The sequence below is a fragment of the Vitreimonas flagellata genome (genome assembly GCF_004634425.1).
In the GTDB taxonomy this organism is placed as follows: Bacteria; Pseudomonadota; Alphaproteobacteria; order Caulobacterales; family Aquidulcibacteraceae; genus Vitreimonas; species Vitreimonas flagellata.
Window position 1 is genome coordinate 146955 of record NZ_SBJL01000004.1, and the last position, 16686, is coordinate 163640.

Here is a 16686-nt window from a genome sequence, read left to right on the forward strand (position 1 = left end):
GGCTCCTAACCAGTGAAGGACCGGTAGAGCATATAGATCGCGACGACGAACACCACGCCGGCGAAGACGCGCTGCAGCATGCCGCGCTGTTTGGCCAGATGCTCGGCAAGGCCCGCGCCCATCATGCCGCCGACGACGCCGCCAAAAATGAAGAGCCCGGCGACGCGCCAGTCGACCAGGCCGTCGAGCGCATAGGTGGCGGCGGTGGTCGCGCCGAACGTGCCGACCGAGAAGAGCGACGAGCCGACGGCTTGGATCATGCTCATGCCGCTGGCGGCGATGAGGCCTGGCACGATGAGGAAGCCGCCGCCAATGCCGAAGAAGCCGGAGACAGCGCCGGCGGCGAGGCCGTAGCCCATCAGCTTTGGCGCGTTCTCGCGACTGAGCACGACGTCGCTGTCGCCCTCGCTCTTGCGCGGTCGCAGCATCAAGATCCCGATCACGATCATGGCGAGCGCGAAGAGCGGCAGCAGGATTTTCGCGTCGGTCAGCTTGCCGATCGAAGCGCCCAGCGCCGCGCCGGCAACGCCGGAGCCCGCGAAAACGGCCGCGCAGCGCCATTTCACATTGCCGCGTCGCGCGTGTGGAATGAGGTTGGCGAACGCGTTGATCGAGACGGCGAGCGCGCTGGTGCCGATCGCCATGTGCGGATTGGAGACGCCGACAACGTAGAGCAACGCCGGCGTCGCCAGGATCGAGCCGCCGCCGCCGATCAGCGCCAGCACCAGCCCAACCAGTGCGCCGCTGATCACGGCCAGAATGTCAGCAAGTTCGATCACTATGGATTAGCGGTGGGCCGATTCCACGGCATCGTCTTCAGCAGCAACGCCAAACCGCACCAGCCTGTTGCGCCTGCGAAGAAGAGACCGCCGCCCATGAAGGCGGAGAGCGCAAAGAAGCCAGGGTGTACGAGCAGGCCGAGTGCGACGCCCGTGACGACGAGGCCGCCAGCGATGATCTGCACCTGCCGCATGATCTCCAGCGGCGCCTTGGCGTTGGTGTGCACCGGGTAGCCGGCGCTTTTCCACGCCTCGATGCCGCCGTCGAGATAATAGGCTTCGCGGAAGCCGCGCCCGAGCAGGGTGGCCGCGTTGGCTTGGGTGCGCATACCTGAGCGGCAGTGAAACACGGCGATCTTGCCGTGGTCGCGGTCGAAATCGTGGGAGTCGATGGAGCTGAGCGGCGCCAGGCGCGCGCCAATCACGTGCTCGCGCGCGTGTTCGTCCGTCTCGCGGACATCGATCAGGATGGCGTCGCCGCTGTCGAGCTTTTGCTTCAAAGCGCGTGCGTCGATGGGTTTAAGCGTACTCACCTGGGAGACCTCTTCTTATTTGGGGGGCAATAGATGGACGCAAGAGTTTCCAGCACGCGCGCGGCTTTATCGTCGGCGAGGCTGTAATAGATGGTCTGCGCCTCGCGGCGCGTGTCGACCAGGCCATCCTCACGCAGTCGCGCGAGGTGTTGCGAGAGCGCCGATTGCGAAAGGCCGGACATCTCCTGCAGCGCGCCCGCCGAATGCTCGCCTTCGACGAGTTGGCAGAGCACCATCAGCCGGGCTTCGTGCGCCAGCGCCTTGAGGAGCGCCGCCGCCTCTCCAGCCTTGGCGGCGAATTGTTTGGGGGATAGATCAGCCATTGCCATCGGTGCGACCATATATCAGTTGAAGCTAATATAGCGAATGCTAATATAAGCGCAAGATCGAGTTACAGATGGAGTCCAGCCATGGCCGCTAGCCCGCAAGTTCGCGCCTTTTTCCACGAGCCCACGTTCACGGTGAGCTATCTGGTGTGGGACCCCGCCACGAAGGCGGCGGCCATCATCGATAGCGTGCTGGATTTCGATCAAAAGTCGGGTCGCACCAGCACGCTTTCGGCGCAGGCGCTTCTCGATGCGGTGCGCGCCGAGGGCGTGAAGGTCGAGTATCTGCTCGAGACCCACGCGCACGCGGATCACCTCTCAGCGGCGCCGTTCCTCAAGCAAGCGACTGGCGCGCCGATCCTCATCGGTGAGCACATCAAGACCGTGCAGAAAGTATTTAAGGGCGTCTTCAATCTTGGCTACGTGACAGCGGATGGCCGCCCGTTCGATCGCCTTGTACGCGATGGCGAGGTGTTGAAGCTCGGTGAGCTTGAGATCAAGGTGTTGCACACGCCGGGGCACACGCCTGCGTGCGTGAGCTATCTCGTCGGCGACGCGGTGTTCGTCGGCGACACGCTCTTCATGCCGGATTATGGGACAGCGCGTTGCGATTTTCCAGGTGGCGATGCGCGCACGCTCTATCGGTCGATCAACAAACTGCTCGCTTTGCCCGAGAGCACGCGGGTGTTCTTGTGTCACGACTACAAGGCGCCAGAACGCGACGTCTATGCATGGGAAACGACGATCGCGGCGGAGAAGCAGAACGTGCATCTGCGCGATGGCGTGAGCGAGGATCAATATGTCGCCATGCGCGAGGCGCGCGATAAGACGCTGGAGATGCCGGCGCTGATCCTGCCGTCGATCCAGGTGAACATTCAGGCCGGCGAATTGCCGCCGGCGGAAGAAAATGGCGTCCGCTATTTGAAGCTGCCGCTCGACGCGCTCTGAAAATCGCGCTTGGGCGGCATCCAAAGCCGTCGGCGCGTGCATCCCTCTCGATAAGAACGGGAGGGAGCCTCATGAAATTTGCCGTAAGTCTGGCCGCGCTGGCGTTTGCAACGGGCGTTGCGTTTGCTGAACCGCCAACACCTCCGCCGCCCGCGCCACAAGGCGCCGAGCCGCAGACATTGTTGCCGGCGCTGATCGAACATTCGCGCAGCACCGCGCGGTTGGAGAATGGCCGCCTCACAGGCGCCGGGGCCGACCTTCTGCGCACGCTTGGTGCTGAATCCCAATTCGTTGCGATTGGCGAAGAGCACGGCAATGCCGGCATCGCCCAATTCGCCGAAGCCTATTGGCGCGATCTCAATGCGGTCGGCTTCAACTACGCCGCCATCGAGGTCGATCCGTGGGTGGCGGAAGCGATGGAGCGCGAACTGCGCGCGGGCGATAGCGCTGCGTGGGCGCGCTTCATCGAACCGCGCGGCGGCGCCGTGGTCGCGCCGTTCTTCAGCTGGGACGCCGAAGCGCAATTCGCCGATACGATCGTGGATACGTCGCGCGCGCGTCGTGAGCCGGCTTTGTGGGGCTTGGACCAAGTGTTCCTCGGCGCAACGCCCTGGCTGCTCACAGAGATTGCGACCAATGCTCGCGATCCAGAAGCGCGCGCGATGGCGGCGCAGCTGGCGGATGCGGCGCGCGGGAATCTGAGCTGGCTCGGCCAATCAGAAACGGCGCCGCTTGAAGCATTGCGCGCGCGTCTTACGCATCGACGCGATGCGCGCTTCGCGGAACTTGTCGATGCGATGATCCAATCGCAGCGTATCTATCGCCCGTTCAGCGGCGGCAGCGGCGAATCCTGGTTCGCGAATGTCGAACGGGAGACGCTGATGAAGCAAAACTTCCTCGCGCACTATCGCGCAGCGGAACGTGCGGACGGCGCGCCGCCGCGCGTGCTGCTGAAGTTCGGCGGCTATCACATGTATCGCGGCCCCACGCCGACGATGGCGCAGGGGCTCGGCGGCTTTGTCAATGAACTCGCCATTCAAAGTGGCGGCCAGTCACTCTCGATCTACGCCGCGTGCGGACCAGGCGGCGCGACGGCTGGTTTTGCCGGCCCGCCAACGCCGTGTGATGAAGGGTTCAACGAAAGCTGGTCGTTCCTTGCGCCTTACGTGAGCGCCGATGAGATCACGGTGTTCGATTTGCGCGCCTGGAAACTTCGTCCGCGGCGCTGGGCGCATCTCTCGGCCGATGCGCGCCAGCTGATCGCGAGCTTCGATGTGCTGGTGATCATTCCGAATGCGCGGGCGTCGGAATTTTTGCCCGGCGTCACGCCGCCCAGCCCGCCGCCATCTTGATCTGCGCCCGAATGACGGTAAAGCAGCGACCAGCAACTCTGGGGAGAGGATATGCGTAAGTTTGTGATCAGCGCCTTGGCGCTAGCGGCGTTGGGCGCGTGCGCGCAGCAAGCGCCTGCGGAATTGACCGAAGAGCAGATCGTCGCGCGCGGCGAATATCTCGTGACCGCGATCGGCGGCTGCAACGATTGTCACACGCCGATGACCCCGCAAGGTCCAGACATGACGCAATCCTTGCAAGGCGCGACGCTCGGCTTTGCGCCGACCATGCCGATGCCGTGGGCGCCGGTCGCGCCGCCGCTCGCGGGTATTCCCAGTCACTTCACGCAAGAGCAGTTCGCGGCGTTCTTGCAGACGGGCGTGCGCCCGGATGGTTCGCGTCCGCTGCCGCCGATGCCTGCGTATCGTTTGAACGACGACGATGCGCGCGCGATCACGGCGTATATCGCGACGCTGCCCGTTGCGGGCGAAGCGACGGCGACAACGCCGCCGGGCGAATGACGTTCCGCGCGTAACGCGCGTAACGCTGACATGAAATCGTGAACGCAATGAAGCTTGACGCGCGTGCGTGTTGGGTGTTGCCTATGCGTGTCGGAAGACATCGGCGCCGTTGCCGGTTCCCGTTGCAATAGCTCTTGCAGCACACAACACCAGGGCCACGGCGCGCGCCAAGTTGTCTTCCCGTTCGACGAAAAAGTACCGCGCGCAGCAATGGTGCTGCAGGGAATGCGGGCCAGTCGAGGTCGGCCGGCGTCAGGCGACGTTTCAGCGTATGGTGATGTATGAGCGAACAAATCGGCAACGCCAGGCGATGCGCGATTTTTCCTTTCTTTATGCGTTTTTTTGCTCTGGCGCGATCAACCGCGCTGTTCCTATCTCCTCAGTGAAGAGGGGATCACATGCAGCTTCGTGAACTTGGCCGCACTGGCGTGAAAGTGTCGTCGATTTGTCTCGGCACCATGACGTTCGGCGATCAGACGCCTGAGAGCGACGCCTTCGCGCAGATGGATCTGGCGTTGGCGCGCGGCGTGAATTTTTTCGACACGGCGGAAATGTATTCGAGCCCGCCGAAAGCGGAGACGCAAGGCAATACCGAGCGTGTGATCGGCGCGTGGCTCAAGGCGCGCGGCGGGCGCGACAAGATCGTGCTCGCGTCAAAGGTGGCGGGCCGCACGCGCGACATGAAATGGATCAGGCCGGAAGAGCGTCTCGAAGATGGCCAAGTGCGCGTCTCGCGCGCGCAGATCGACTACGCCGTCGAGCAGAGCTTGAAGCGTCTGCAGACGGATTATCTCGATCTCTACCAAGTGCATTGGCCGGATCGCCTCTATCGCGGCTTCGGCTTTCAAATGTACAAAGACTATCCGCAAGACTTCATCGCCTTCGGCGACATTCTCGAGGCGCTTGGCCGTCACATCGACAAAGGGAACATCCGTGCGATCGGCGTGTCGAACGAGAGTCCGTGGGGTGTGATGCGCTATCTGGCTGAGAGCGACGCGCGTGGTCTGCCGCGCATGGCGTCGATCCAGAACGCGTACCATTTGCTCAATCGCCGTTTTGAAACCGGCGGCTTGGCGGAGGTGGCGCTGCGCGAGCAGGTGGGCTTGCTGGCGTATTCGCCGCTGGCGCAGGGCGTGCTTACTGGCAAATATCTCGGTGGGGCAAAGCCTGAAGGCTCGCGCGGCAAACTCTATAATCGTCTGCAGCGTTACGAAGGCCCTGGCGCGGAAGAGATGACCGTGGCGTATGTGAAGGCCGCGCGTGAGTTTGGCGTCACGCCAGTGCAGCTTGCGCTCAAATTTGTCGACACGCGCCCGTGGGTGACCAGCACGATTATTGGCGCCAGCACCGTGCGCCAACTGGAAGAAGACCTCGCCGCTTTCGATGTAACCTGGACCGACGACATGGAAACGCGCGTCAACGCGTTGCATGCAAGCCATCCCGATCCTTGCCCCTAAATATGAGTCTTCGTCTTTTCGCCGCCTTCGACATTCCTGACCACATCGCCGAACGCCTTTTGCCGCTGCAGAAGGGCATAGGCGGCGCCAAGTGGCGGCCGCGCGAAAATCTTCACGTCACGCTGCGTTTCTTCGGCGAAGTCGCCGAGCCCGTCGCCGACGATATCGATGGCGAACTCTCGGCGATCGCGGAGAACCATGCGCCGTTCGAGATTGCGCTGAAGGGCGCCGGCACGTTCGGCGGCGCCGATCCGCATGCGTTATGGATGGGCGTGACAGCAAGCGAGCCGTTGAAAAAACTAGCCGCCGATTGTGAGCGTGCGGCGCGGCGGGCGAAGCTCAAACCGGACGCGCACGCGTTCAAGCCGCACGTGACGATGGCGTACCTCAACAATGCGCCGCTCGATCGCGTGCAATCCTTCGAACAGCGCCTTGCCTTATTTGAGACGCCGCCCTTTCGGGTAGAGAGCTTCGGGCTTTATTCGAGCTTCACACGCAAATTGGCGCCGAGCCTTTATAGGCTCGAGGCCCAGTACCCGTTGCGCGGATAAGTTTGCCTGCCCAAACCCGACGAGCGAGACCTTGTCGCGGTTTCGGCGAAATGCTGAGTGAGACCTGCCGCGGAACATGGAGGCGTTGTCATGATGTTCGCGGCGCGCGTGCGCTTTGCGATGCCGGCATGCGCGCGCAGAGTTCACTAGGCGGCAGGCGCTTTCGGCCCTAGGTAGGATTGAGATCTGAGGGAGCAGCGCATGTTCGGACGTTTGGTGATGGCGGTGAGCTTGGTGGCGCTGGGCGCCTGCGCCAACATCGAATCCGCTGGCCGCAACGCGTCGCGCGCGCCGCAAGCCGCATCTGCTGAACGCGCCGCGCCGCCGCCTGTCCGCAGCGTTGAACTGCAGCCGCCGCAAGCCAATGCGGGCCCGGTTGTCGCGCCTGCCGCCGATCCGCGCCCGACGCTGACTACACCGCCCGCCGCAGTGGCGCCGCCGCAACGCTCAGCCGCACTCACCACGCCGCCGCAAGTCGCGCCCACGCCCGCGCCGACGCCGACCGCGCCGCCGGTCGCTGCGCCTGAGGTGCGCGTGCCGGTGTCCACTACGCCGCCGCCGCGTCCGCGTTCGGATGACGACGACATCGTGGTGCCGGGCGAAGCGCGCGAACAAGTGCGTGCGCCCGATGGCGATTTCCGCTCACGCGAGCAACGCAACGAAGATATCCGCGCGTGGGATCGCTGCGTCTCGTCGGTGCAGGCGGTGTACGAGCGCGATCCGATGCGTCCGCAATTGGACTCGCCGGAAGATTATTGCTCGCAATCGCTCGGCATGAGCAGCCGCGACGCTATTCCGGAAAGTCGCCTGCAGCGCGTGCGGCGCTAATTGTCGGCCTGCTCGGAAAGCGCGTCCATATCGTCGTCGCTGAGGCCGAAATGGTGGCCGATCTCGTGCACCAGCACGTGCTCGACCAATTCGTCCAACGGCACATCGCCGTGTGAGACCCATTCGAACAGAATGGCTTGGCGATAGAGCATGACCATCGGCGCGCTGGGCGATGGGTCCATGATCGAGCGCTCGGTGAGGTCTGGGCCTGAATAGAGACCGGTCAGCTCGAGTGGGTCTCCGAGGCCGACGTCGGCCAGGGTCTGCTCGTCCGCAAAGTCCTCGATCCGGAAAATGACGTCCCCCGCCAGCGCCCGGAATTCAGCTGGCAGCGCCGCCCAGGCGCGCTGCGCCATGCGCTCCAAATCGTCGAGGGAAGGGGGCAAAAGCGGGTTCATCGTGGGCGTTTATATGGGGTGGCCCGGCCGCCCACGGAAAAAAATCGGTGAGGCAAGTTGACGGCGGCGTCATTTTTCTTGATCGAGATCAAATTCGCCTGTATCGTGCAACCTTTAAAACGATGGCCGCGTGCGTGCGGCCGCAACCGGGAGAGACGACGCGATGGCCGATTCCGCCGCTCCAATTCGCCAGATCACCAAAGACGAAGTGTACGACGCGGTCGCGCCGACCGATTTCGCCGCCATGTTGGACATGACGCGGCACCTCAATCGCTCGTCGGCCTTCGACAAGATCATCTCAGCGACCCACGACCATTTCTGGGATCCGCTCGACAAGAAATATATCGATTTCAACGATGATTTCGACGCGGACACCACGGACTTCGTGCCCGATCACATGATCCCGGCGCTGCAGACCGATTACGTAACTAACTTCTTCGCCGACAAGCCGGCCGAGCGCATCCGCTTCAAGAGCCAGATGGCGCGTTGGCAGATGTCGGCGATCCTGCACGGTGAGCAAGGCGCGCTGAATCTTTCGGCCTCGCTCTGCCATGTTCTGCGCGATCCGGGCGCGCAAGAATACGCCGCCAACCAAACGCGCGAAGAAGGCCGTCACGTCACGGCGTTCGCGAAATACATTATCGCCCGTTGGGGTTCGCCGCTGCCGTGCGGCGCAGTCCTTGCCGGCTTGCTGCAAGAGATCGTGCACGCGCCGGAAGTCTATAAGAAGATTATTGGCATGCAGATGCTGGTCGAAGGTCTCGCCATGGGCGCCTTCGCGACGATCTTCAAGGAATGGAACGATCCGCTGGCGAAGAAGCTGACGCAGCTCGTCATGACGGACGAAGCCTTTCACCACAAGTTCGGGAAGATCTGGGCTGACCGCACGATCCCGAAACTGTCGAAGGAAGAGCACGAGATCGTCGAGAACTGGGCCGCGCATTGCTTCCAGACGCTGCTGTTCAATCTCGTCGCGCCGCACCAAATGACGGCGATTTACGAGCAATTCGGCCTCGATCCGCAAAAGGTCATGGAAGGCTTCCAAGCGGTCGCGACCGACGAAGAGCGTCGCGAGCACATGAAGGAAGCGACCAACATCTTCCGCGTGCTGGTGAAGACGCTCTGGAACGCCGGCATCATCACGGATCGCACTGCGCCGTTCTACGCCACCTACGTGAACTTCGAAGAGTTCAAGGCTGAAGGCGAAGAGATGGTCGGCGATGCGATCGCTGACGAAGGCATTCAATATCTGAAGACGATCAATTTCGGCATCAACACCGGCGCGCTCGACGACGTGAAGGCCGCCGCGGTCGCCGCTGAATAAAAACATTTTCCCGAACTGAAACGCCCCGCCGACTGGCGGGGCGTTTTGTTTTGTGATCAGCCGCGCGGATCGGGCGCGGGTTGCGGGGCGGGGGTGGGCGCAGCTGGCGCGGTCGTGGCGCCGGTAACGCTGTCGAGCTGTTGCAGGTTTTCGCCGACTTGCTCCGCAACTGCTTGCGGATCGATCAGCTGATAGCCGGCCGGCACGCCGAACAGTGCGACGTCTTGCTCGCCACGTTGCAGCGATGTCGCTTCCCAGAGCACACGCTCATTTTCACGCACCCGCAACACGATGCCGTCGCTTGTGATGCACGCCGTACGCTCTACACCAGGCGCGGGGGCTTCGCGCGGCGTCCATTCATGGCCTTCTTCACCAGCGACTTCGCAGCGACCGGTTGAGCGCGCGTTGTCAGCGCCAAGTGCGGCCCACGCGGTTTCAAGCGGCTGCGGCGCGTCGGCGTCTTGAATGCGAACGGCGACGCCGATCACTTGCGGCGCGGGCGCGGCGGCTGGAGGAGCAGCTGGTGCGCCAGCTGCCGGATTGGTTGGCGCAGGCTGCGTTGTTGTTGGCGCGGCCGCTGGCGCGGCGCTCGGTTGCGCGGTGGGAACTGGCGTTGTCGGCACAGCGCCGGTGGGGTTCAGCACATAGGCGGCATTGGTGCTTTCATCGAACACGATCGTGGCTTGGCCGTAGGTAGGTAGCGTTGCTTCCACACGCATTTTCGGGCCGTCGCGATAGATCACCGTCTGTGTGGTGGCGCCGGTATCGAGCGACGCAGTGCGGCCTTCGATGCGATACGATGTTTCGGAGAATTCAGGATAGGCCGGCGCGCCGAAGCCGCAGCCAGCCAGCAAAGCAGCCGCCGCTGCGGCGGCGAGGAAGCTCAACTTGCGCATGGAATATGTCCTTCCGTTTGACCCGCGGCGAACGCGCACGCTGCGGCGCATGTTCCGGTCGCGCTTGTTCCCACGCGCGGCCGGCGCCAAAATGTGCGCATGGACGCGCTGCCGCTTTCCCGGCTTGACACGACGCTCGCGCTTGCGCGCGGCGTGACGCGTTTGCTTGCCGATCATGGGCTTGTGTCGGTGTTGGAAGTGCCATTGGCCAACGGGCGACGCGCCGATGTAATGGCGCTGACGGCGAGCGGTGAGATCTGGATCATTGAGACGAAATCATGCCTCGCCGATTTCGCCGTTGATTCAAAATGGCCGGATTACGTTGAGTATTGCGATCGCTTTTTCTTTGGCGTCACCGAAGACTTTCCGCGCGATCTCATCCCAGAAGATGTCGGCCTCATCGTCGCTGACGGTTTTGGCGGCGCGATTTTGCGTGAGAGCCCAACGCGTCCGCTCGCAGGCGCGCGGCGCAAAGCGGTGACACTGCTCTTTGCGCGTATCGCGGCGATGCGGCTTACCGGCCTGTAGCGGCGAGCGAGGCCGCACTCGCACACACGTCTTCGCGCGCGACCTGCGCGGCGGCGCTGTATTCTTCTGGTGTTGGCGCAAGGCGGCGGATCAAAGCGATGCCGCGCGCGCTCGGGCTTTCCACCACCATCGGTGCGCCCTCGGGATGGGCACGTCCGCGTTGCACCAATGTGATCTCCGCGCCGTAGTGCGCTTCGCGATCGTCGATGACGAAGAAATTGTCGCTGTTGTCGGCATAGAGCGAAAGCGACCAATACTCCCGCCAAGGCGCCGCGCTGATCACAAGCGGCCCGCGCGACAGATCATAGGTGCAGGCCGAGTACGCGAAGTCGGGCGAGGGGCGCACGATGGTGCGCGATTGTTCAGTCACGCGCGGCGCCACTTGCCAGCGATTGAGTCCCATATCGCTCAGCCGCGAGATCGCGACGTTCATCAGAACATTCGGGACCGCATAGATGATCGCGACATGCGTCAGCACCGCGCTGATCAGCACCGCCCAAACGTATTTGCGTAAATGCTCGCCGCCCATCACGCTCCTCCCGCGCACGAGAGCGTAGTGAGTTGCGGCAGCGAGTCAGCGCTGGGCCGGAAATCGCGCTGTGGGTTGTAAACCCGAAGCGTCAGCGAAAACCCGCGCCGCGCCGCGCGCGACGAGACCCAATTGATCGCATCGCCTTTCACCGGCGAGATGCGCGTGCGCCAATAGCCGTCGGCGCTGTAGGAGATGCGCGAGGCGTCGACCGAATGCGCATGGTCGTTGTTCATCGCCAGGAAGCTATCGTCGGCATAAAGCGTCACCGACCACCAGCGCGCGTCGAGATCGCGGCCAGTCATCTCATAGACGCAGCTTTCGCTGAGCGGGCGGCCTTGGTCGTCGGTGAAAATCGTAAAGTAGAGCGCCTCGCGCGCGCTCAGCGCCAACAAGCCGTCGCGTGCGATCACAGCACGGCTATACGGGCCAGCCGCCGTCGAGCCCGCAGCGTGATTGAAATGCCAGGCGCCGTATTGTTCAGCGAAATTGGTGCGGCCGATCTCAAGCGCGCCCCAGGCGCTCGCAGCGCCCAGCACCACGCCGATCAGTATCGCCGCCGCCCACGCGAATATGCGCCCCACCACGTGTCACCCCCGGATTGCGTTTACGCGCCCGCAACCTCTTCTGGCGTTTTGAGGTCGAGCGAGAGCGCGTGCAAGCCCGTGTCGAATTCTTCACGAAGCGCGTCGTACACCAAGCGTTGACGCGCGACGCGCGAAAGTCCGGCGAACGCCACTGAGACGAGCCGCAGGCGGTAATGCGTTTCGCCGCCCGGCCGCGCGCCCGCGTGCCCGGCGTGCTTGCGACTGTCGTCCTCCAACACGAATTCGTGTGGCGCGAATTGCGCTGCCAACAGCTTTTCGATGCGGTCGGCGCGCGAAAGATGCGATTTGGTGTCTGTCAATTCCTTGTCCGCTTAACCCTTGGCGCCCATACTCAACGATCCATGTCAGGCGCGTTCGAATATAAGCCGAAATTCGTCGATATCCGCGTCAAGAAACCTAGCGCGGAAACGGCGGAGCGCGCGCCGAGCGAGCGCGCCTGTGATCATGTAGGATGCCGCAGGCCTGGACTCCACCCAGCGCCGAAAGGCCGCGACCTTGAAGGCCAGTTTTGGCATTTCTGCGCGGCGCACGCCTCGGACTACAATAAGCGCTGGAATTACTTCGCCGGCATGAACGAAGGCCAGTGGGCTGAGTATCAGGCGCGCGAGGAAATCGGCCATCGCCCAACCTGGACATTCCGCTCCGGCCGGCTCGACAAGCATTCGGCGGCCATGCGCGGCTTCCGCGCCGGCCAAAGCCACGACCCGTTCGGGATGTTCAGCGAAGGCGCCAACACGAGCGCGCCAGCCGCCGCCAAGCCGCGCCGCAGGCTGACCCGCCTCCAAACCTTGGCCTTTGAGGCGCTCTCCCTGGACGAGGGGGCTGACGCAGCGACCATCCGCGCGAAATACGCCGAATTGGTCAAACGCTGGCACCCGGACTCCAACGGCGGCGACCGTGGCGCCGAGGAGCAGCTCCAGCGCGTGATCAAGGGCTATCAGGTGCTCAAATCCGCTGGTCTGGTCTGACCCCTAGGTCAAGCCAATCGTCATTTCGCCGCCTTTCCCGCCATGCTGCGGCGCGGTAAGCTGGCCGCGCCAGAACGATAAGAGACGATATGAGCACTGCCGACGATCTCCTTTCCGCAAAGCCCGATAAGCAGGTCTCGGCCCGCGATTTCGGCGTCGATAGCGACATGAAAATCCCGGCCTTTTCGAAGCGCACGGAATATGTGCCCGAGGTGGACGAGGCCTATCGCTTCGACCCGCAAACCACGCTCGCGATCCTCGCCGGCTTTGCCTTCAATCGCCGTGTCATGGTGCAGGGCTATCACGGCACGGGGAAGTCGACGCACGTCGAGCAGGTGGCGGCGCGCCTCAACTGGCCGATGGTGCGCGTGAACCTCGACAGCCACGTCTCCCGTATCGATCTCGTCGGTAAGGACGCGATTGTGCTGAAGGACGGCAAGCAGATCACCGAGTTTCGCGAAGGCATGTTGCCGTGGGCGCTGCAGCGGCCGGTTGCGATCTGCTTCGATGAATATGACGCTGGCCGCCCGGACGTGATGTTCGTGATCCAGCGCGTGCTGGAATCGAGCGGCAAGCTCACGCTGCTCGATCAGAACCGCGTCATCACCGCCAATCCGTTCTTCCGTCTGTTCGCGACCACGAACACGATCGGCTTGGGCGACACGACCGGGCTCTATCACGGCACGCAACAAATCAACCAAGCGCAGATGGACCGTTGGTCTGTCGTCACCGTGCTCAATTATCTCGAGCACGATGTCGAAGCTGAGATCGTGCTGGCGAAGGCGCCGAGCTACAACAATGCCGAAGGCAAGCGCACGATCATGGCGATGGTCCGCGTCGCCGACATGACGCGCAACGCGTTCATGAACGGCGATGTCTCCACCGTCATGAGTCCGCGCACCGTGATCACCTGGGCGCAAAACGCCGAGATCTTCGGCGATGTGGGCCTCGCATTCCGGATGACGTTCCTGAACAAGTGCGATGAATTGGAACGGCCGACCGTGGCGGAGTTCTATCAACGCGCGTTCGGGGCGGATCTGCCGGAGGCGGCGACGCGGGTGAAGGTGGCTTAATTCGCGTTCGCGCGCGATAGAGGACGCATGTCCCACAAGGAAACCCCGACGGAGCTGTTCAAGCGCGTGCTGGCGCAGTCGACGCGTGCGTTGGCGGGCGCGGAGGAGGAGCTTGAGGTGACGTTTGGCGCGGAAGGCCCGCGCCTCAGTCCCGGCAAGATCGTTCTGCCGCATCCGCCGCGCGTAGTCTCCGATCCCGAGGCCGAACGCATTCGCGGCCAAGCCGATGCGCTGGCGCTTAAGCTCGCGCACCACGACGCGCTCCAGCACGTGCGCAATCGCCCGCAAGGCGCGGATGCGCGCGCGGTGTTCGATGCGGTCGAAGACATGCGCATTCAGGCGCTGGGCGCGAACGCGATGAAAGGCGTGTCGAACAATCTGACCGCCTCGCTCACCGATCAGCTCGAGCGAAAGGGCGCGTCGCGGCTCACGGATAAATCAAGTGCGCCGCTGGCGGACGCTGTGGCGCTGATGGTGCGCGAGCGGCTGACCGGCTTAGCGCCGCCGGCGAACGCGAAGGCGATGGTGGATGCGTGGCGCGGCGACATCGAGCGCGACGCGGGCGCAGCGCTCGATAAGCTTGGCGCGGTGGCGGACGATCAGCCGGCGTTCGCGAAGCTGATGAAGGACGTGCTCACCGATCTCGGCCTCGGCGACGAGCTCACGGCCGAGGAAAGCAAGAACGACGACACGACCGAGTCGAAGGCCGACGAACCACCGCCGCCGCAAAGCGACGATTCCGACGGCGACGACGAGCAAGAGCAAGAATCGCCTGCGGATCTCGAAATGATCGACGGCGAGATCGATAGCGACACCGATCGCACCATTTCCGTGGACACGGATATGGATGCGGAGGACACGCAGGATTCCGAACAGGAGGAGCAAGGCGAAAAGCCGATCCGGCCGAGGACGCGCGACAATGCCGAAGATCCGAATGCGAACTACAAAGTCTTCACGCGCGCGCATGACGAGCAGATCACGGCTGAAGAGCTATGCGACGCCGAAGAGTTGGCTCGGTTGCGCTCGTATCTCGATCAGCAGCTGAAGCCGCTGCAGAGCATTGTCGGCCGCTTGGCCAATCGCTTGCAGCGCAAATTGCTGGCGCAGCAGAACCGCTCGTGGAGCTTCGATCTGGAAGAGGGCGTGCTGGATAGCGCACGCCTGACGCGTGTGATCATCGATCCGATGTCGGCGCTGTCGTTCAAGCAAGAAGAGGACATGCCGTTCAAGGATACGGTGGTCACGCTGCTTCTCGACAATTCAGGCTCGATGCGTGGCCGCCCGATCATGGTGGCCGCGCTCTGCGCCGATATTCTCGCGCGCACGCTAGAGCGTTGCGGCGTGAAGGTGGAAATCCTCGGCTTCACCACGCGCGCCTGGAAGGGCGGGCGTTCGAAGGAAGATTGGCTGGGCGCCGGCCGGCCGCCGCAGCCGGGCCGACTCAACGATTTGCGCCACGTGATTTACAAAAGCGCGGATGCGCCGTGGCGGCGCGCGCGGCGCAATCTCGGCCTGATGATGCGCGAAGGCCTGCTGAAAGAGAACATCGACGGCGAAGCCTTGATGTGGGCGCATGATCGCTTGATCGGCCGCCAAGAACAGCGCCGCATTTTGATGGTGATCTCCGATGGCGCGCCGGTGGACGACAGCACGCTCTCGGCCAATCCAGGCAATTATCTCGAGCGCCATCTGCGCACCGTGATCCAATGGATCGAAACGCGTTCGCCGATCGAGCTGATCGCCATCGGCATCGGCCACGATGTCACGCGCTATTATCGCCGCGCCGTCACAATCACCGACGCCGAGCAGCTCGGCGGCGTCATGACGGAAAAGCTCGCCGAATTGTTCGAAGAGGCGACGGGGGTCGAGAAGGTTGCGCCGCGCTCGCCACGTGAAGCGCGCGAACGCACCCGGACGATGGCCTGATGTGGCGCGCATGGGCGTGTGCGGCGGCGTTTGCGCTCGCCGCCTGTTCGCCATCCGCCGCGGACGCGCCGATCGCGGAGCAATGGCGCAGGCTCGATCTCAACGTGACGCAGATTGAGTTCGGCGCGGAAAGCGTTGGCCAATTGCGCTTTCGCGGCGGCTTGCATCTGCAAGTCTCGCCAGACGATGTGTTTGGTGGGCTTTCCGGTCTTGAGGTGCTGGAAGATGGCCGGCTTGTAGCGATCACGGATGATGGGCGCTGGTTCGAAGCGCAACTCAATCTGGACGAAGCGGGCGCGCTTGTTGGCTTGAGCGATGCGCGCATTGCTTTGATGCGCGACGAGGATGGCTTGCCGTTCGAGAACAAGGCAGCCGGCGATTCCGAAGGGCTCGCGCAATTGCCCGATGGGCGCTTTGCGGTGAGCTTCGAGCAGCGCCCGCGCATGCTGATTTATGATCTCAATCGCGATGGCCCGTTCGGCGCGGCGCAACGTGGGCCGCGTCTGGCGGAGACGTCGCGCTTGCGCCGCAATGTTGGCCTCGAAGCGCTGGCGGTGACGAGTGAGGGCGCCTTGCTGGTGGGCGCGGAGGGGCTTAACCGCCGCAGCACGCCGCTTTGGGTCGCGCCGCTCGATGCGTCATCGCCCGCGCCGCAGCGCGTCAATTATCCGCTGAGCGATGGCTTTGCGCTGACCAGCCTCGATCATTTGCCGGATGGCGGTTTCGTGGTGCTCGAGCGCTTCTATGCGCCGATCATCGGCGCTCGCGCGCGCGTCACGCGCTTTGCCGAAGCATCGCTCGATGCAAGCGGCGAGGCGCTGCCGGGCGTCGAGCTGTTGGCTGAAATCACACCACCGCTCGCGGTGGATAATTTTGAAGGCGTTGCCGCAGTGCGGGCGCCCGATGGCGGCGTGCGGCTTTATGTCGTTTCCGACGACAATTTCAGCGCGCGCCAACGCACGTTGTTGCTGGCGTTCGATCTGGTGGAGTGAGCGCGGCCCGCACCCCTCCTCACGAAGTGGGGAGGGGCAGGGGTGGGGACGGCTCCGTCGTCAGTTCGTGCAGCGGCAATACGCGCGCACATCATCGGGCGCCGAGCTATCCCCACCCCTGCCCCTCCCCGCACGCGGGGAGGGAAGCGCAACACTTTTGGCCGCATGA

Annotated in this window: 20 protein-coding genes; 12 read left to right on the plus strand and 8 right to left on the minus strand. The window is 63.5% G+C overall.

Annotation, left to right across the window (positions count from 1 at the left end; all coding sequences use genetic code 11):
- Positions 1-5: 5 nt before the first annotated feature.
- The 3 genes from EPJ54_RS16495 to EPJ54_RS16505 are packed head-to-tail and all read right to left on the minus strand — an operon-like array spanning position 6 to position 1635.
- On the minus strand, positions 6-776 hold the full coding sequence (locus tag EPJ54_RS16495; RefSeq protein WP_135213139.1) for a sulfite exporter TauE/SafE family protein: 771 nt from the start codon (positions 774-776) through the stop codon (positions 6-8).
- Positions 777-778: 2 nt separating this feature from the next.
- The gene (locus EPJ54_RS16500) at positions 779-1312 is read right to left on the minus strand and encodes a rhodanese-like domain-containing protein (RefSeq protein WP_239590985.1); all 534 of its coding nucleotides are present in this window, start codon (positions 1310-1312) and stop codon (positions 779-781) included.
- A complete protein-coding gene (locus tag EPJ54_RS16505) occupies positions 1309-1635 on the minus strand; it encodes an ArsR/SmtB family transcription factor (RefSeq protein WP_135212856.1) in 327 nt (108 codons plus the stop codon). Before EPJ54_RS16505 ends, EPJ54_RS16500 begins: the two co-directional genes overlap by 4 nt.
- Before the next feature lie 87 nt (positions 1636-1722).
- Here EPJ54_RS16505 and EPJ54_RS16510 point away from each other — a divergent pair, with 87 nt between their 5' ends.
- The 6 genes from EPJ54_RS16510 to EPJ54_RS16535 all read left to right on the plus strand — a co-directional run bounded on the left by EPJ54_RS16510 (position 1723) and on the right by EPJ54_RS16535 (position 7275).
- Positions 1723-2586 carry an MBL fold metallo-hydrolase gene (locus EPJ54_RS16510; protein ID WP_135212857.1) on the plus strand — a complete coding sequence of 288 codons (864 nt, stop codon included), beginning with the start codon at positions 1723-1725 and terminating at the stop codon, positions 2584-2586.
- Positions 2587-2657: 71 nt separating this feature from the next.
- Complete coding sequence (locus EPJ54_RS16515) at positions 2658-3938, plus strand: hypothetical protein (protein ID WP_135212858.1); 1281 nt, start codon at positions 2658-2660, stop codon at positions 3936-3938.
- A gap of 51 nt (positions 3939-3989) precedes the next feature.
- On the plus strand, positions 3990-4439 hold the full coding sequence (locus EPJ54_RS16520; protein ID WP_135212859.1) for a c-type cytochrome: 450 nt from the start codon (positions 3990-3992) through the stop codon (positions 4437-4439).
- Positions 4440-4837: 398 nt separating this feature from the next.
- Complete coding sequence (locus EPJ54_RS16525) at positions 4838-5896, plus strand: aldo/keto reductase (protein WP_135212860.1); 1059 nt, start codon at positions 4838-4840, stop codon at positions 5894-5896.
- Positions 5897-5898: 2 nt separating this feature from the next.
- Entirely contained in the window at positions 5899-6447 is a 549-nt protein-coding gene (gene thpR / locus EPJ54_RS16530) for an RNA 2',3'-cyclic phosphodiesterase (protein ID WP_135212861.1), read from the plus strand.
- 201 nt (positions 6448-6648) lie between these two features.
- Entirely contained in the window at positions 6649-7275 is a 627-nt protein-coding gene (locus EPJ54_RS16535; protein WP_135212862.1) for a hypothetical protein, read from the plus strand.
- On the opposite strand, the gene EPJ54_RS16540 is transcribed toward EPJ54_RS16535, so the two are convergent.
- Positions 7272-7673 (minus strand): metallopeptidase family protein, encoded by a 402-nt coding sequence (locus EPJ54_RS16540; RefSeq protein WP_135212863.1) that lies wholly within the window; start codon positions 7671-7673, stop codon positions 7272-7274. The two genes, EPJ54_RS16535 and EPJ54_RS16540, sit on opposite strands and share 4 nt — an antisense overlap.
- A 163-nt stretch (positions 7674-7836) precedes the next feature.
- On the opposite strand from EPJ54_RS16540, the gene EPJ54_RS16545 reads away from it, so the two are divergent.
- Complete coding sequence (locus EPJ54_RS16545; protein ID WP_135212864.1) at positions 7837-8997, plus strand: ferritin-like domain-containing protein; 1161 nt, start codon at positions 7837-7839, stop codon at positions 8995-8997.
- A gap of 56 nt (positions 8998-9053) precedes the next feature.
- Here the strand turns inward: EPJ54_RS16545 and EPJ54_RS16550 are convergent, their stop codons facing one another.
- A complete protein-coding gene (locus EPJ54_RS16550) occupies positions 9054-9893 on the minus strand; it encodes a hypothetical protein (protein WP_135212865.1) in 840 nt (279 codons plus the stop codon).
- Positions 9894-9992: 99 nt separating this feature from the next.
- Between EPJ54_RS16550 and EPJ54_RS16555 the strand changes: the two genes are divergently transcribed.
- Positions 9993-10421, plus strand: a complete 429-nt coding sequence (locus tag EPJ54_RS16555; protein WP_135212866.1) for an MmcB family DNA repair protein — start codon at positions 9993-9995, stop codon at positions 10419-10421.
- Here the strand turns inward: EPJ54_RS16555 and EPJ54_RS16560 are convergent.
- Genes EPJ54_RS16560 through EPJ54_RS16570 form a run of 3 tightly spaced genes read right to left on the minus strand, consistent with a single transcriptional unit; the run spans position 10408 to position 11857 of the window.
- Complete coding sequence (locus tag EPJ54_RS16560) at positions 10408-10950, minus strand: DUF1254 domain-containing protein (protein ID WP_135212867.1); 543 nt, start codon at positions 10948-10950, stop codon at positions 10408-10410. The genes EPJ54_RS16555 and EPJ54_RS16560 overlap by 14 nt on opposite strands.
- Positions 10950-11534, minus strand: coding sequence for a DUF1214 domain-containing protein (locus EPJ54_RS16565; RefSeq protein ID WP_167755791.1), 585 nt, complete (start codon positions 11532-11534; stop codon positions 10950-10952). Before EPJ54_RS16565 ends, EPJ54_RS16560 begins: the two co-directional genes overlap by 1 nt.
- A 23-nt stretch (positions 11535-11557) precedes the next feature.
- A complete protein-coding gene (locus tag EPJ54_RS16570; RefSeq protein ID WP_135212869.1) occupies positions 11558-11857 on the minus strand; it encodes a BolA family protein in 300 nt (99 codons plus the stop codon).
- A 42-nt stretch (positions 11858-11899) separates the two neighbouring features.
- Here EPJ54_RS16570 and EPJ54_RS16575 point away from each other — a divergent pair, with 42 nt between their 5' ends.
- The 4 genes from EPJ54_RS16575 (at position 11900) to EPJ54_RS16590 (ending at position 16517) form a co-directional block, all read left to right on the plus strand.
- A complete protein-coding gene (locus tag EPJ54_RS16575) occupies positions 11900-12526 on the plus strand; it encodes a J domain-containing protein (RefSeq protein ID WP_135212870.1) in 627 nt (208 codons plus the stop codon).
- 89 nt (positions 12527-12615) lie between these two features.
- A complete protein-coding gene (gene cobS / locus EPJ54_RS16580; RefSeq protein WP_135212871.1) occupies positions 12616-13599 on the plus strand; it encodes a cobaltochelatase subunit CobS in 984 nt (327 codons plus the stop codon).
- Between the two features lie 27 nt (positions 13600-13626).
- The gene (gene cobT, locus EPJ54_RS16585) at positions 13627-15525 is read left to right on the plus strand and encodes a cobaltochelatase subunit CobT (RefSeq protein WP_135212872.1); all 1899 of its coding nucleotides are present in this window, start codon (positions 13627-13629) and stop codon (positions 15523-15525) included.
- Positions 15525-16517, plus strand: a complete 993-nt coding sequence (locus tag EPJ54_RS16590) for an esterase-like activity of phytase family protein (protein ID WP_135212873.1) — start codon at positions 15525-15527, stop codon at positions 16515-16517. The genes cobT and EPJ54_RS16590 overlap by 1 nt, the downstream gene beginning before the upstream one ends.
- Positions 16518-16686: the final 169 nt, after the last annotated feature.